This is a genomic window from Chitinophagaceae bacterium, from assembly GCA_007695095.1.
Taxonomy (GTDB): domain Bacteria; phylum Bacteroidota; class Bacteroidia; order Chitinophagales; family REEL01; genus REEL01.
In genome coordinates this window covers 24,763-39,736 of record REEL01000079.1, presented here as the reverse complement: position 1 = coordinate 39,736, position 14,974 = coordinate 24,763, and the positions used below count along the sequence as shown (strand labels likewise).

The 14,974-nt window shown below is 36.6% G+C and carries 12 protein-coding genes and 1 pseudogene; 2 read left to right on the top strand and 11 right to left on the bottom strand.

Annotation, left to right across the window (positions count from 1 at the left end; translation table 11 throughout):
- The 6 genes from EA412_03860 to EA412_03835 form a co-directional block, all read right to left on the bottom strand.
- Positions 1-1,494, bottom strand: a 1,494-nt coding sequence (locus EA412_03860; GenBank protein TVR81096.1) for a DUF559 domain-containing protein, incomplete at its 3' end; no start/stop codon positions are given.
- Positions 1,495-1,626: 132 nt separating this feature from the next.
- Entirely contained in the window at positions 1,627-3,084 is a 1,458-nt protein-coding gene (locus tag EA412_03855; GenBank protein TVR81095.1) for a DeoR family transcriptional regulator, read from the bottom strand.
- Between the two features lie 10 nt (positions 3,085-3,094).
- Entirely contained in the window at positions 3,095-4,081 is a 987-nt protein-coding gene (locus EA412_03850; protein TVR81094.1) for a hypothetical protein, read from the bottom strand.
- A complete protein-coding gene (locus EA412_03845; protein ID TVR81093.1) occupies positions 4,081-5,211 on the bottom strand; it encodes a restriction endonuclease subunit S in 1,131 nt (376 codons plus the stop codon). The genes EA412_03850 and EA412_03845 overlap by 1 nt, the downstream gene beginning before the upstream one ends.
- On the bottom strand, positions 5,201-6,073 hold the full coding sequence (locus EA412_03840; protein ID TVR81092.1) for a DNA-binding protein: 873 nt from the start codon (positions 6,071-6,073) through the stop codon (positions 5,201-5,203). The genes EA412_03845 and EA412_03840 overlap by 11 nt, the downstream gene beginning before the upstream one ends.
- Positions 6,066-7,616: an SAM-dependent DNA methyltransferase gene (locus tag EA412_03835; protein TVR81091.1), complete on the bottom strand. Its 1,551-nt coding sequence runs from the start codon at positions 7,614-7,616 to the stop codon at positions 6,066-6,068. Before EA412_03835 ends, EA412_03840 begins: the two co-directional genes overlap by 8 nt.
- A 1,061-nt stretch (positions 7,617-8,677) precedes the next feature.
- Between EA412_03835 and EA412_03830 the strand changes: the two genes are divergently transcribed.
- Entirely contained in the window at positions 8,678-9,589 is a 912-nt protein-coding gene (locus EA412_03830) for a YihY/virulence factor BrkB family protein (protein TVR81090.1), read from the top strand.
- Here EA412_03830 and EA412_03825 read toward each other — a convergent pair.
- Positions 9,561-10,173: pseudogene (locus EA412_03825) on the bottom strand (DNA damage-inducible protein D). The gene EA412_03830 and the pseudogene EA412_03825 sit on opposite strands and share 29 nt — an antisense overlap.
- A 72-nt stretch (positions 10,174-10,245) precedes the next feature.
- Complete coding sequence (locus tag EA412_03820; protein TVR81089.1) at positions 10,246-10,863, bottom strand: hypothetical protein; 618 nt, start codon at positions 10,861-10,863, stop codon at positions 10,246-10,248.
- A 466-nt stretch (positions 10,864-11,329) separates the two neighbouring features.
- On the opposite strand from EA412_03820, the gene EA412_03815 reads away from it, so the two are divergent.
- Positions 11,330-11,938 (top strand): heme-binding protein, encoded by a 609-nt coding sequence (locus tag EA412_03815; protein TVR81088.1) that lies wholly within the window; start codon positions 11,330-11,332, stop codon positions 11,936-11,938.
- Between the two features lie 148 nt (positions 11,939-12,086).
- Here EA412_03815 and EA412_03810 read toward each other — a convergent pair whose 3' ends face one another.
- The 3 genes from EA412_03810 to EA412_03800 all read right to left on the bottom strand — a co-directional run bounded on the left by EA412_03810 (position 12,087) and on the right by EA412_03800 (position 14,947).
- Positions 12,087-12,728 (bottom strand): DNA alkylation repair protein, encoded by a 642-nt coding sequence (locus EA412_03810; protein TVR81087.1) that lies wholly within the window; start codon positions 12,726-12,728, stop codon positions 12,087-12,089.
- Positions 12,729-12,901: 173 nt separating this feature from the next.
- Positions 12,902-13,492 carry a hypothetical protein gene (locus EA412_03805; GenBank protein TVR81086.1) on the bottom strand — a complete coding sequence of 197 codons (591 nt, stop codon included), beginning with the start codon at positions 13,490-13,492 and terminating at the stop codon, positions 12,902-12,904.
- A gap of 336 nt (positions 13,493-13,828) precedes the next feature.
- Positions 13,829-14,947 carry a T9SS C-terminal target domain-containing protein gene (locus EA412_03800; GenBank protein ID TVR81085.1) on the bottom strand — a complete coding sequence of 373 codons (1,119 nt, stop codon included), beginning with the start codon at positions 14,945-14,947 and terminating at the stop codon, positions 13,829-13,831.
- Between the last annotated feature and the right edge of the window lie 27 nt (positions 14,948-14,974).

The window sequence follows — 14,974 nt, the reverse complement described above, 5'->3', positions numbered from 1 at the left end:
TACCCCTGTTAAACCATAGCTTTCTGGTGATTCATGTATATTCCCCTCCTTGGAGGGGTTAGGGGTAGGTTCTCTTCCTATAAAATCATCACCATGTGCTTCAATCCAATACTGAATACTGAGTAGCACATTGCGCATATTCTTTTTTACTTCTATATCATCAAATCGTAAAAAACGAACTCCCATTGATTCCAGACGTTGTTGTCTTCTTTTATCTTTTTTTGCAACCTCTTCATAGTCGTGACTATTACCGTCTATTTCTACGGCTAACATTAAGTCTTTACAATAGAAATCAACAATATATTCATCTATAGGGCATTGTCTGTCAAAGTCAATTCCCAACATTTTTTTTTGCTTTAATTCATTCCACAAAAGAACTTCTGAAAGCGTCATGTTTTTCCTTAGCTTTCGAGCAAGCTCTTTTAATTTGGGGTTATAAGGAAGTATTTTTCTTCTGAATGATTGCTGATGTTCTAAATTGTTCTCGTTTGAATTTTTGTTGTCTTTTTTAATTGTTATGGACTCACGCTGAATTTGAGGGGTCTTGATATTGGTGGGGAATGACCCACCCCGCCCTTCGGGCACCCCTCCAAGGAGGGGATTTTTGCCAACTGCCCTTAGAACAGATTCTACAGCACGATTCACGGCATAGTATTGATGATAGGCGGCTAACTTCTTAACTGTTGTAATCGTTGTTACACCTGTTTTGGCATCTTCTTTTTTTGATTTTTCAAACACAATGAAATGCTGAATCAAGTCAAGCAGGGTTTCTTTATTCAACATGCCTTTGATAAGTGTTTCCAGTTCCGGTATCAGGCCTGAAGCCTCGGTTTTGCCATCAGAAGTTTTCCATTTCATAAAACGGCTTAAACCGGAGGAAATAGTACCTGCCCGTGCTTCAAGGCCGTCTGAAATAACCGTAAAGGCATTGTAGGTGAAAAGGCCCGGTATGGTGGCTTTATACGTTTCTATTTGGTTCCATGCTGATTTAATGGTAGCCTTGTCATCCACAGCATTTTTTAATTCTATGACAACCAGAGGAATGCCGTTGACAAACAGAACAACATCCGGGCGTTTGTTTATCCCATCTTCTATCACTGTAAACTGATTAGCAACAACAAAATCATTATTTTCCGGTGTGTTGAAATCAATGAACCATACCAAGTCGCCCCTTTGATTACCATCTTTCTGATAACTTACCTTTTTGCCGCCGGTGAGCATGCGATGAAAGCTTTCGTTATTTGTGAGCAATTCCGGGGAATGAATCCGCTGCATTTCTTTGATGGCTTCTTCCTGAGCTTCCACAGGAACAGTAGGGTTAATTCGTTGCACGGCTTCTGTCATCCGGCTATTGAGCAATACTTCTTCGTATGTGCTACGCTCCGGGTTTTTACTATCCGGAGCAATGTTTGGAGCATAGACATAAGCATAACCCAAACCCTCCAGCAATTTGATGGCAAAATCTTCGATGGTATTTTCGGTTATTCGTGTCATTTTACATTTTGCGAATTGAAAGCCGGCCAAATTCCGGCCAATCCGGCCAATCCGGCCAATTTTTTTTGGCCGCTTTTTAATGAACCTGGTTTATCCGGCCAATCCGGCCAAAAAAAATTGGCCGGAAAATCATCAATCCTTAATTCTATATTCTGTTGCGGGTCCATCACCTTCCTTGATCGCTTTATCTGCTTTTACTAAATCATTTAAATGCCTACGGGCTGTACGTTCAGAAACTCCGGTTAACTGCACATATTTTTCCGATGTAAGCACTCTATGGTCTAAAAGTTCCTTTAACCCTTTTAGATTTTCTTTCTTCTGCATATCAGTTCCACCACGATAAATTATTGTTTTCAGAATTTGGCCATCCAATTCAAATTCTGGTTTTGGATAACCTTGTTTTTCAAGTTTAGAAAGTTCTTCCATTCCGAATCCTCTTTCTTCTACCAAGCCCATTTCAAAAAGTATAAAAGCGATTTTAGGATTACGGCTATTGGATGCCACACTAAAGGTTTTGAACTTATCTAAAGGTGCTAAAGGAATGCCAGGGCTTGAAACAACCACTTTGTTTTTATCTACTTCAATCATGATACGCGCATTATCAATTGTGTAATCACGATGAACAATGGCATTCATAATAACTTCAAGTAATGCTCTGTATGGGATATCCTGTTTTACATTTCGTTGAAAGCCAGTTCGAGAAATTTCTTTTGGGAAAATTACTTCAAGATACTCTTCAATTTTATCAGGGAGTAATACCAATGGTCCATCAAAGTCTTTTATAATCGGATCTTCATTCTCCCTGCGAATTGTGAATTTTACCCTGGACTGTGGAAACTGTAATTCAGGCTGTTTGCCCAGTAATAGAATGCCCAAACCTGTTGGTTTTGCTGTTTTAGCTTTGGGCTTAACCTTAATTAAACCAAGTTTAAACAAAAAGTTATTATAAGCATCTGAGCCCATTTTAAACTTTAAATCCATTTTGTCTATCATTTCCCTTTGTGCTTCTTCTGAGAAATCACTCAACGTGAAATTAGAAAGTTCGCTTTCAAAAGGAGAAAGTGCAGGAGTTATTTCCTTGCCATCAGCTTCTTTGGCTCTTAGCCTGGCCTCTTCGAAGAATATTTCATTCTCCTTTGCTATAATCTCGTTGTATTTTTTGTCATAATACCCAACTTCAATCTTAGCGTCTTCTAATAGCTTAATGCCATCACCGGCCACACTGGGGTCAGGATCTTTATGGCCTATAAAGACTTTGGCAATTCTTGCGTCAATGGTGTGAAAACTACAGCCCGTCTTTGGCTCGTTCCGTTCTACACATGGCTCAAGAGTGGTGTAAGGTGTAAAACCAGTAACATCGGTCGTCCGCAGTTTTTTACTAAAAATAGTGTATTCGGCATGATCACCTTTTCTTATTTCACCACGATGAGCTTTCTCTACCAATCTACCTTCTTTATCAACCAATACAGCTCCTACTTTCGGGTCTGTTTTATGAGTATGCTCCGATTTACTCCTCCTCATTTCCTCAATAGAGTGCTGCATGTATTCCTCATGCGTATATTTCTGCCCTTTTATAAATTTTTTTGCCATAATCTTTTATTTAACTTGGAATCAATCCTGTCTTTAATTCCAATTTTTCTTTAAAATCATTTGGTATATTATTCCAGTGTTCTGCTAAAATGTCAACCAGTTGTTCACCATCAATTAGACCGATTCTCGGAAAACCTGTTTCAATAGCAATTTCTTTTGCTTTTTTCTGAAAATCCGCTGTGGTGATAAATGCTCCTTGACCTCCCGAAGGGATGTTGGCACGTAATGCTTTTACAACATTGGCAGATATCCTTGACCCCAGCTTGTAGCGTTTGGCTTGCACAAACAACTTTATTTTAGCCATATTTGCCACATTCAGTTCGCCTGTTGCATCTACTCCACCATCTCCTATTTTCCCGGTATGTTCTGAACCTTCAAAACCGAGTGCATTTAATATATGGGTAATTAAAATTTCAAATTCTTTATCATCTAATTCTAAAATACGGTTTAAAATTGAAATATAGTAGTTGTCCTCCAGTTTTTGGTCGCTCTCAGGAACAAGTTGGGGTTTTCCGATTGTTGTAAAAAAATTCTTTTTATGGGAGATATAAAATACAGTTAGCGAAGACCGGATGGTATTTTGAAAAGGAACAGAGAATTGACTTCTTTGAATGGGTTCTTTATTCCACTTTACTTTTTTACGATGTAAGAATGGGCATCCATCAGAGCCATTGTCAAAAAAGTAGGAGTTTTCCTCTACTATTCCATAGTAAATATATTCTGTGTTCAGAGCAGGTGTAATCACATAATCTCCAGAGGTGATTTCCAAAAGAAAGCGAGCGATTTGCCCTACCTGTTGACCAATTACTACATTGCTTGTGTCTTTTGGGTAAGCGGTTTTGTATAGCGGGTATAATTCATCACGGGTTTGAATATTCGAGAGGTTGTTGTCGGGCAGCCAACCAATACCTATATATCCACCATCAAGAAAATGTTGAGTATAGGTTCCAAATTCAGCTCTTACACAATATAATTCTATGTTTTTATTTTTCGCCATTATTTAATAGGTTCGTTTTCAATAAATAACTCATTTATAATTCGCACCTCCCCACTCATCAACTTCGGCAATAATGCATCACGCAAAGCGGTGAGGGTGCGGATTTGGGTTTTGTTAGTTTTAATTTTATTGTAGAAAGGAGATACCATTTTTTCAAATTCTGATACTACATCATCAGGTGGTATTCCAATTGGCATATTATTTAACACTTTGGTGGTCATGCTTGGTACAGCTGATCCAACATTCATTGAAGATAAATCTTTTTTCTTAATGAATTGGTATATAAACTTTGCGAGGTTACTCTTTTTCATGACAGTATAAAACATCGTATCCACTGTCCAAAAGGGTTCATCAACATACATAACATTATTCAGACTACCTTTTCGAGGTATTAATACTGATTCACCTTCAAAGATGGATTTATTGACCTTACGCATTAAACCACCTGAACCATAAACTGGTATCTGGCCATCAGCAAGCTTTTTATGATCTTTTCCATATTTTACATCAACTAAATCTCCCAAAACTCCTTCCTTCCACCCCTCATCCGCTTCCACCACAAACCACTGCCGAAACAGCGTCTCCGCCATTTGCTCCAGAGTTTGGTTTTGGCGGTGCAGCATGTCTATTTTGTCGTCTAAGCTGGAAAGGACGGAAGCGATGGCGCGTTGTTCGGGAAGAGGGGGGAGATTAAAAGTGTATTTACGTATTTCTTTTAAGGGAACATTAGGGATTGTTGTTCCAGTTGCAATCATTTCAAGATAAAATTGAAAGTCTTCATTCAAAAAATGGTAATACATAAATTGAACATCAGTTTGGTCAGTTATATTAATGTAGCAGGCACTTTTGCCGAGCATACATTTTTCTGAATTATAGAATGCAAGATTCCCAATTGTACCATTTATAGCGAGTAATATTGTTTTTTCAGATAGGGGTTTTTCATGCTTTTTAGCTACTTCCTTGGTTACTTTTTTGGTGTCATTCTTAATTAATATTTTCCCGTCTTTTAAATTGTTTCCATTAATAAAATAGTATTCTCCTTCAGAATCGTATTCAGGCGTACCGTGCAGACCATCTCCAATACGTATAGTTATATCTTCTAACTTCACTTCTTTCCACTCACTCATCATCCCCTCCTTTCTTTAATTTTCGTATTATATCTTTTGTCATGCTGTTCATTTTCGAGAAGGCAAACCATTTTTTGCCCAGGTCTTTGAGACTTGCTCCAAAGTGATAAACGGTGCATTCGTCAATAATTAAAAAGCGATCGTGGGCTTTAGTAAATTTTTCTATTTCAATGTAGGGATATTGTGCGTTGTGTTTTTCTACATCTTGCTTGAGCGTTTTAGAAATGGTTTTGGTATAAATTTTTACCGTTACCTGTTTATGTCGTTTGGTAAAGAGTTCCAATACACTTTCATCAATATAATTATCTATCAGCAAAATTGATTTTTTTGCTGATTTTACAAGATTAGCTACAAACACATAGGCATCAAAAACTTGCCCATCGTAAAAAATGCCTTGTTTAGGTGGCAGGCTGGCATTTATTTGCACATCAATTTCACTCACTCGTCCTATTAACCCCTGTACATTTTCTTCTATCCTGTCAATTCGTTTTGCAATGGAGTACCCTTTGAGCAAGTGGTCTTTGAGTACTTGATTAGCCCAAATTCGAAATTGTGTACCTCTCTTGGAGTTTACCCGGTAACCCACTGATATAATGACATCCAAGCTATAGTGCTGCAATTCTCTACTTACCTCCCTGTTGCCTTCCATACGAACTATTCGGAAATTCCGAACAGTTGAATTTTCTATCAGCTCTCCTGACTCAAAAATATGTTTGATGTGCTCGCTAATGTTGGCTTTACTGCTCTCAAAAAGTTCTACGATTTGTTGCTGTGTCAGCCAAATGGTTTCGTCCTCCAGTCTTACCTCTATATGCTCTGGCAATTCATCAGATTGATATAGTATTATTTCGTTTTTGCTATTCATCTTTCAACACAATTTTAGAAAGGTTCTCAGCAATACGTTTATTCAACTCCGCCTCTTCTGCCAATTGCTTTTCAAACTCAGCTTTCAAACTGCTGAAGCGTTCCGTAAAATCAAAATCATCTGCTTCATCAGCCAAACCTACATATCTGCCGGGGGTAAGTACATAACCCAGCTCTGTAACTCGCTCTTTTGGAGCAGAGGCACAGAAGCCTTTTACATCTGCATAGTCTCCATCAGGATTCCGCCAGTTGTGGTAAGTGCTTGCAATTAGGTCAATATCTTCCTGCGAAAGTTCTTTTGTGCGGCGGTTAATCAGGTGGCCGAGATTGCGGGCATCAATAAAGAGAATTTCTCCACGCCTATCACGGAAACGATGATTGCTCCGGTCACGGCTCATAAACCATAAACAAGCCGGAATTTGTGTATTGAGGAATAATTTTGCCGGCAGGTTGACAATACAATCAATCAAATCATCTTCTACCAAAGCCTGCCGGATCTTTCCTTCTCCACCGGAATTGGATGTCAACGCTCCTTTTGACAATACAAAGCCTGCTTGTCCGCTGGGTGCTAAGTGATATAAGAAATGTTGTATCCATGCATAGTTGGCATTTCCTGTGGGTGGCGTGCCATATTTCCATCGTCCGTCTGTCCGAAGCAATTCACCGCTCCAGTCGCTTACGTTGAAAGGTGGATTGGCAATGATGTAGTCGGCCTTCAGGTCTTTGTGGGCATCATTTAAAAAAGAACCTTCGTTGTTCCATTTTACCTGTGAACTGTCAATCCCACGAATAGCCAGATTCATTTTTGCCAATCGCCAGGTGGTTTGGTTGCTTTCCTGTCCGTAAATGGAAATGTCATTGATTTTTCCACGATGGTCTTCTACAAATTTTTCAGATTGCACAAACATACCACCCGAACCGCAGCAAGGGTCAAATACACGGCCTTTATAGGGTTCGAGCATTTCAACCAGTAATTCTACTACACTTCTTGGTGTATAGAACTGTCCGCCTTTTTTGCCTTCTGCCAAAGCAAACTCACCGAGGAAATATTCAAAAACGTGACCGAGAATATCAGCAGAGCGGGATTTAGCATCACCCAAAGCGATATTTCCAATCATGTCAATCAATTCACCTAAACTGGCGGGATCAAGATTTTGGCGGGCATAAACCTTTGGTAAAACGCCTTTTAAGGATGCATTTTCTTTTTCAATCAAATCCATGGCTTCATCTACCGTTTTGCCAATGTTAGGCTGTTTGGCCTGTGACAGCAAATATTTCCATCGGGCTTTTTCCGGTACAAAAAAGACGTTTTCTGCTTTGTATTCATCCTTGTCCTCCGGGTCAGCACCGTCATAATCTCCTTCACCTGCTTCCAATTTTTCATAAAGTTCTTCAAATGCATCAGAGATGTATTTCAGGAAAATCAAGCCAAGCACGACGTGTTTGTATTCCGCAGCATCAATGTTCTTACGCAGCTTGTCTGCCGTTTTCCAGAGCTGTTTTTCCAAGGGTTCTTGCGTACCGTTTCCGTTCTTTTTTGCCATTTATTGTTGAGTGTTTTAACTAGTTATACTTTTCGTCTTTTCTAAAGAAAGGTCGTCTGATTAAGGGTAAACCTATATTTGTTAGACAATACGATAGTTATTCTTACTGAGACCTAAATAATTTATCCATATCAAACACTGCTTAACCAACGTTTTACATCACACAAGTTAACTTTTCTTCCCAACAAACTTATTGAAATATTTCTTTATTTGCAATTTGTAAAGTAGTTACTGATTTGTACCCTAATAATTTTTTACTTTCTAATTAAGTTTTATTTGCTTTTTTTCTATTTTAAACTTACTAAAGTTTGTTTTTTCATTGATATTAACTCATTATGAGTTTGAGGCACTTCTTCAATGGAGGGATATGACCCACCCCGCCCTAAGGGCACCCCTCCAAGGAGGGGAATGAGCCAATTCTGTGAGTATAGGTATAATCACAGCAGAAACCTTGAGGTAATTTTATGGTAAAACTTCTATGATTTTCGACAACTTCTATATTCCCCGGAATTTTAACTGATTATTGAAATTTCATGGCTTTTTATTGACAAACTCGTTTTTTTTAATGCTTTTTGTCAATAAATATTTAGTTGTTTTTTCTTCTGAACGCTTACTTATGTTTTACTTTTTTCATTAATACTCACCCCATCTATCGCAAGATTTCGCTTGGGATACTGCAGTTTTGAGCAAAAAAGTCAAAAAACTACTCTATTAACTCATTATCAATTTACCTATCGTGTCACATGCGGAGGTCTGCGATAGAGGCGATGCATCATTAAAAGTTGTTTTACTTGATTCATGTCTTTTGGTTTTCCTGCCATAAGTGTCTGATTTTAAAATTTCAGACAAATGAATCGTTTTAATCATTAGGGTGGTCAATATGCTCCGGATTATACTCCCTAAAGTGGTCAACATGCTCCGGATTTTTTTAACAAAGTGGTCAACATCCGCCGGTATATCCACTTACACCCGAATTAGATTGAAAACAAATAATGAGTGTAATATTGATAAAGTTTTGTATATTCAGAATTACTTACACTCATGAATGAAATATTGCTTTAATGAAAGAACAATTCAAACAGGTCTTCGAGTTATTGAAGCGTTCTGTCAGAAAATTCAAACTGGATAATCCGCTGCAATTAGCAGGTACTACTGCCTTCTTTGCTATTTTTGCGATGGCTCCTTTAATCATTATTATTATATCTGTTGCAGGATTATTGCTTGGGCAGGAAGAAACGCAGGCGAGACTTTTTGCTGAAATAGATCAGTTAGTTGGGGAACAAAGTGCACTTTTTCTTCGGAATATTGTAGAAAACTTTCAGGATACACGAACAAGTATTATCGGTACCATTGTTGGGTTCGTCATGTTCATTTTTATATCTACCACTTTTTTTAGTGTAATGCAAAGGTCGCTGAATTACATCTGGAGAATTCAGACTAAGCCAAAAAATAATTTTCTGAGAACCTTATACGACCGCCTTATCTCTTTCGGACTGATACTTATACTGGGATTTGTAATGTTGGTATCCTTTATAATTGATGCGTCTAAATCGTTGTTTAAAGATTTTTTGGATGAAAATCTCCCTGTACTTACCGTTTATGTTGTAGAAGTGGGGAATTTCATCGTTTACTTTGCCCTAATTATGGTGATTGTCGCCTTGATCTATCGTTTTCTGCCCGATGTTCATATGAAATGGCGGGTTACCTGGATGGGAGCCTTTATTACTGCAATTTTGTTTGTAATCGGAAAATTTATCATCACTCTGGGTCTGAAGTTTGCTGATATCGGTGCAATGTACGGAGCAGCAGGTTCTCTCGTGCTGATTTTATTATGGGTGTTTTATTCTTCGCTCATATTTTTCTTTGGTGCAGAAATTACACAACAATTTGCCAAAATGTATTCACATGATATAAAACCCAAAGACTATGCGGTCGAATTTGAAATTAATGAAGTTGATAGAAAAGCAGAATAAGAAAATCTACAAGTGGTCTGTTTGTTGGTAGCCCAAGTTTATTTTTCATGAATTGGGTTGATTTACCACCGTATAGTGCCTGATCTCCTTTCGAGCGAATTACTGCAAAACTTCTATTATCAACGCCCCTTTCATAAATGATTCCTGAAAGTTTCTTTTCTGACTTAGAAAGCTCCTCACGAGCATTTACTCTAGCTATATCAAGAAGTCTTTGTTCGATTAACTCTTGTTTTCTTGTTTGGACAGCAAAATAGGTTTGTGCAAAGGCTATTTCAGGTTTAGAAGCATTTCCATTTTGTGCTACTAAATAGCAAGCGTACCTTGTCAGGGCTACATCTTGAACATCTCTTTGTCCACCTTTTCCAATTTCTATCAATTTGGTGAAGCCAACAAAATGATCCGATTCCTTTTCTCCTGAGTTCTCACATGACTTAACAGCTTTCTGAATTGTATTGGTGAAATTTCGCCAATCGGAGTATCCTAAAATTTCTTGTAGTTCTCTACCACTCCAACATTCATGTCCGTCAAGATCATAGCAGGCATCTTCAAATTTTTCAAATAATTCTGTTCAATTCCTTCTTCATGTCGTAAATTTAGTTTGTTTAAATGCTCGCCATTGTTTTGCGTGTATGAGAACGTTTTGCAGCCGTTTTCAATTATTCCAATAGCCTGTCGATTTGGTTGAATTGTTTTGCCCATCCTGAAGTGTCATTATCTAACCAGTGTGTAATTTCATCGATTTCTTGACTTTTCTGTCTAAGGGCATTTAAGTCCCAAATTATTGGCTCATAATGGTAAATTCTATTTCTGAATGTTCGAATGTGATTTAGCCTGGATGAAATTTCAGTTCGTTTTCTTTTTTCTTTTGGCACATTTGGAAATATTCTGTGCAACGGTTTCCAAAATATTTTCGCATACTGCCGATTAAATAGCGTTGTCCAGAAACCAAAGTTCAGTTCTGCTAATATTTTGCTATTCGTAATTGTCTTTCTTGATTTAGTTAACCTTACTTCGATATCTACTACTTGTTTTAGCAAGATAGGTGGTAATTTTTCAGTCAGCCATTTTTCACTTTTAAAATGTTCTCTACAAGATAGATCTATTTTATTCCTTAGCGTAATTTCCAAAACTGATAATGGCGCATAAAAAGCTTGGGAAACTTCTATATTCTTTTGATAAAGTTTTAAAGCCTTTATTTTATCCCTATCACAAAAAGTTAAGTAAGGATCAAATCTTTCTTGGGAGATAGAGTCAATTATTTTTTGTTCATTCATACAACAAAATTAAAAATACTTCGTATATTTGTGTGCAGTCCTCAGTAACTCCTCTCTCTCTTAAATGGGATGATGAAACTGGGGTTTTTTGTTTTTTATACTTCAAGTTTTTCCCGTAGCCTGCCTTTTTGTCCCGAAATTTCTCATTACGTATATAGGTTGCCACGGAGCCAAATGGCTGCCAACTTATTTATACCCCTAACAAAGATAAGTAAAGCCATTTAACAATTAAAAACTTCCCCACCTATCGCATGCTTTCGCTTGGGATACGGCAGTTTTATGTAAAAAAATCATCAATCAACATGTAAATCTAATTTATTTAAAATAATTGTTCAAAAACTACTCAATTAACTCATTATCAATTTGCCTATCGTGTCACATGCTGATGTATGCGACAGAGGGGTGCTTTTTTATTAAACAAAAAACTTTTTAGGAAAGTAGATGTTTAACTCTGTATGTATTTTTTATGAAAACTTTACTAATTGTGTTTATTGTAATAGTCACCTTCTTTCTGGCAGCTCAATTTATTGTTAATAATTCATCCAATAAAACTGAGCAACATGCTTACGAAGTAATAAAACGATTTGACGATATAGAAATTCGACATTACAGCAGCGCATTGTTTACTAAAATTCGTTTGTCAGGTAACAGCTACAGTCAGGTTTCCGGCAAAGGTTTTAGAATTTTGGCCGATTATATATTTGGAGGAAATGCTGCTAAAGAAAAAATTGCAATGACAACTCCGGTAAGCATGTCTTTTGGAGAAGAGTCAGAAATGCGATTTATGGTACCGGCTAATTACACAAAAGAAGACTTACCCCTTCCGAATAATAAAGAAATAGAATTTATAGAAGAAAAGGAAAAAGTAATGGCTGTTATTAAATTTTCAGGTTGGGCAAATGATAAAAAAATAAACCAATATCAGGAACAGCTTATTGAGCAACTTCAAAAAAATAATATTAAACATAAAGGAAACTTTAGCTTTTTAGGCTACAACCCACCATATCAAGTTATTAACCGTAGGAATGAAATTGTCGTGGAAGTAGAGTATGATCAATTTTTTGATTCAAAATAAAACATTAGACTTCTCTTTAATTCTAGCGCAAACAGTCATTTGAGTTTGCATGAAATCCGTGACTGAAAATGAAATTTTGGCTTCATTAAAAAACAGTCGATTCATCAACTTTTTGAAAATTGAATCACGGAGTACTGAGACCCCTCAATTACTTTTTTCTTTTTTCAACTTCAATAGAAATGAATTCCGGCAAATAGTTGGGGGTGCAGCCTTTTGCTACTTTTTCGCCTTTGTAAAGACCGGACTTTTCTCCCAGCTTTATACAGCGAGTACGATATTTATCTTCATAAACTCCAATCCAGCCGGCGGTGAAATTCATGGCCCATTGAACTTCCGGCTCTTCATGCATAATTTTAGCTTCCATTGTTGATAGTAAATCTGCAGTGTTATCAGGAGGTGTTTGTCCTGCCCACCTCAATCGGGCTTGATAATACCAAAAAGTCCGTCTTTGAAGAGCAGAGGGGCTGTTTTCCCATGATTCTATCAATGCTATGGTCTTTTTATCTTTGGTGAGCTGATTTGCCATTAACCAATCCATTAGGTTATTTCGCTCATCATATGATTGCGCTTGCATATCTTTATCAAGCTTTTTAAGTAAATCTTCTGTCAGCTGTTTTTTGTCCATTATCAAGATGGCCAATTGCCGGGGCAAAAATTCACCACTTGACCAAAGCTCCATTGCTAATTCATGGTCTTTTTTAATCTCTTTAGCCATTTTACGTAAATCACCTAACTTTGTATTGCTATTGATTTGGCTTAAAATGTTTTCTGCTTTAGAAGATCGTTTCATGTTTTACAATTTGTATTATTAAATGACTATCAGCATAAATTGACTTCATAGAACATAACAAATCTATAAAATATTAAATTTTCCAAAAATTCAACTTACTAAACTCTCGGAATATCAAATTGAAGTGAAAAATTTAAGTGCAGAAATCTAAAACTGTTTTGTAAAGACCGGATTTACTGAAAAACAAAAGCCTTTTTATAAGCTCTGAATTTACCATTAGTTACAATAATATCATCAAGTGGGGGCTGATCTAAAGTTCCGTCTATATTATTATCACTTGCAGTAAATTCAAAAGTTCCATACGCATACTCTCCTATTTCATGTGTAACTACTAATGTGCCACTCGCATCTCCCAATGCTCCCCATAGAAAGGGAAAACCCTGAGGGTTGCTGTGATGCTGAAAAGCAACCATTAAATCTGCATCTCCATTTGCCAGATCATCAACATTACCAATTATATAGGTGCCGGGGTCCAAGTCAAGTCTGGGTTTATCTACTCGTCCGAATTCTAATCTCCAAAATGTACCTTCTCCCTGAGGAGGAGTTGTTGACCAATTAGTACTGGCTTCACTTTCATCTTCCTCATTATAATGTATTCCTATCAAAGTATTGTCCCCTTCATATAAGCCGCCAATTCCTGCTCCTGAAAGATTAAAAGTTGCAATGATTTCTTCCTCTGCATCTTCTTCATCATCTTCTTTAATACAGGAAACAAATAAAAAGGCTAAGCAAATAATAATAAAATAATTCTTGTACAAATACATAGTTAATAATTTAAATGATTTAAGAAAATCCACAATAAAAAAACAGGATTTATTTATAACTATAATAAATTATACAATAAAAACATTTTAATAACTCAATTTTAATGTTTGTTTAGTGTTTTTGATTATATCACTCATTTAATAAACTTGAATAAAGTAAATAAAATAAAAAAATCACCTCAGTTTCCTATAATAACCTTAGGCCTAGCAGCTACCCGGGAAATTAGTTTGTATTAGCGAGTTTTTAAATACTTTATGGCAATTTCAATAAAAAAAACTTATTCACTCCATTTGAAAAAAATCTTGCCGAACGGGAAAGGTTTTAAGCTCTGCAAGCTATTGTTTTACTACCCGAATCTGATGTAATTTGTTCTCAGACGAGGATTTAAGTTTGAGTATATAATAGCCGGCAGGGATTTGATCGGGTACGCTTATCCTGGTATTTGTTTTTCCGGATTGTACATTATGACTGCTTTGATGGACTAATTTTCCGGAACTGTCATACAAATAAGCGTTTAAATCCTTTGTTTGATTTAGGTTTGTGAATATCTCAATATAGTCTGAAAAGGGATTCGGATAAGCTTCAATTTCTTCAGTATTATTAAACACATCCGTTACAGAATTTGGTCCTAAAATCACTTTTATCAGAAAATCAAACTGATACGTGGCCAACTTAACCTGATTTCTGTATTCTGTAAGCAAAATACTAATGAGATAAAGTCCTGTAGCTTGAGGTGCATTCCAACTGATCTCTCCGGTGAGTTCATTTAAAGAAAATTGATTGTCAGGTCCGGCCATTACATCTTCAGGAAAGATATAGCCGGGCACACTTGACCCGGTTTGTTGAAGCGGCTCTACTAATTTAAAACTTAAACTATCCCCATCAATGTCAAAAAAGTTAAAGTTAAAATAGTAAGGTTCATATAACAAAGCTATGTCTACCAAATTATCGTAAGTGAAAATCGGAGGTTCATTATATCCATATATAGAAGGGTCAAGCATAAACAACGTGTCTTCAATGTAAAGTTGTACATTAACAGAAGTTGTCATATTTACGATATCGGCAACTCTATTTGGATCCGTAAAAGAAATTACACGGAATGGAGCAAGATCATTATAGGTATGAATGCCGGAGTATATACTTTTTTTAAAACCATATGGTGTTATTTCTCCACCCGGAATTGAATCTCCCGGAGCAATCAAACCGTTTATTCTATTTAATTGAATATTCGTATCCCCCATGTTAACAGTAAGAGAAGGTCTGTCAACTCCACCAATTGGGTCTGTATAATAAGTTAAATAAACATGATAACTAAAACCCGATGTATCCGGGACAGCTTTAAAAGTCATATATGCAGCTGCACCATGTGTAGCATGAGATTCTTTTGATGTTATCAATAGAGAAAAAATACTGAATAAAATCGATACGATTGTTTTAACATTTATATTTTTCATTCTCAAACATAATATAAATGTTTAAAT

What these genes read in the sequence shown, in the direction of transcription:
- EA412_03855 (TVR81095.1), bottom strand. Translation starts at nt 3,084, where the DNA reads ATGGCAAAAAAATTTATAAAAGGGCAGAAATATACGCATGAGGAATAC.
- EA412_03850 (TVR81094.1), bottom strand. Translation starts at nt 4,081, where the DNA reads ATGGCGAAAAATAAAAACATAGAATTATATTGTGTAAGAGCTGAATTT.
- EA412_03845 (TVR81093.1), bottom strand. Translation starts at nt 5,211, where the DNA reads ATGATGAGTGAGTGGAAAGAAGTGAAGTTAGAAGATATAACTATACGT.
- EA412_03840 (TVR81092.1), bottom strand. Translation starts at nt 6,073, where the DNA reads ATGAATAGCAAAAACGAAATAATACTATATCAATCTGATGAATTGCCA.
- EA412_03835 (TVR81091.1), bottom strand. Translation starts at nt 7,616, where the DNA reads ATGGCAAAAAAGAACGGAAACGGTACGCAAGAACCCTTGGAAAAACAG.
- EA412_03830 (TVR81090.1), top strand. Translation starts at nt 8,678, where the DNA reads ATGAAAGAACAATTCAAACAGGTCTTCGAGTTATTGAAGCGTTCTGTC.
- EA412_03820 (TVR81089.1), bottom strand. Translation starts at nt 10,863, where the DNA reads ATGAATGAACAAAAAATAATTGACTCTATCTCCCAAGAAAGATTTGAT.
- EA412_03815 (TVR81088.1), top strand. Translation starts at nt 11,330, where the DNA reads ATGAAAACTTTACTAATTGTGTTTATTGTAATAGTCACCTTCTTTCTG.
- EA412_03810 (TVR81087.1), bottom strand. Translation starts at nt 12,728, where the DNA reads ATGAAACGATCTTCTAAAGCAGAAAACATTTTAAGCCAAATCAATAGC.
- EA412_03805 (TVR81086.1), bottom strand. Translation starts at nt 13,492, where the DNA reads ATGTATTTGTACAAGAATTATTTTATTATTATTTGCTTAGCCTTTTTA.
- EA412_03800 (TVR81085.1), bottom strand. Translation starts at nt 14,947, where the DNA reads ATGAAAAATATAAATGTTAAAACAATCGTATCGATTTTATTCAGTATT.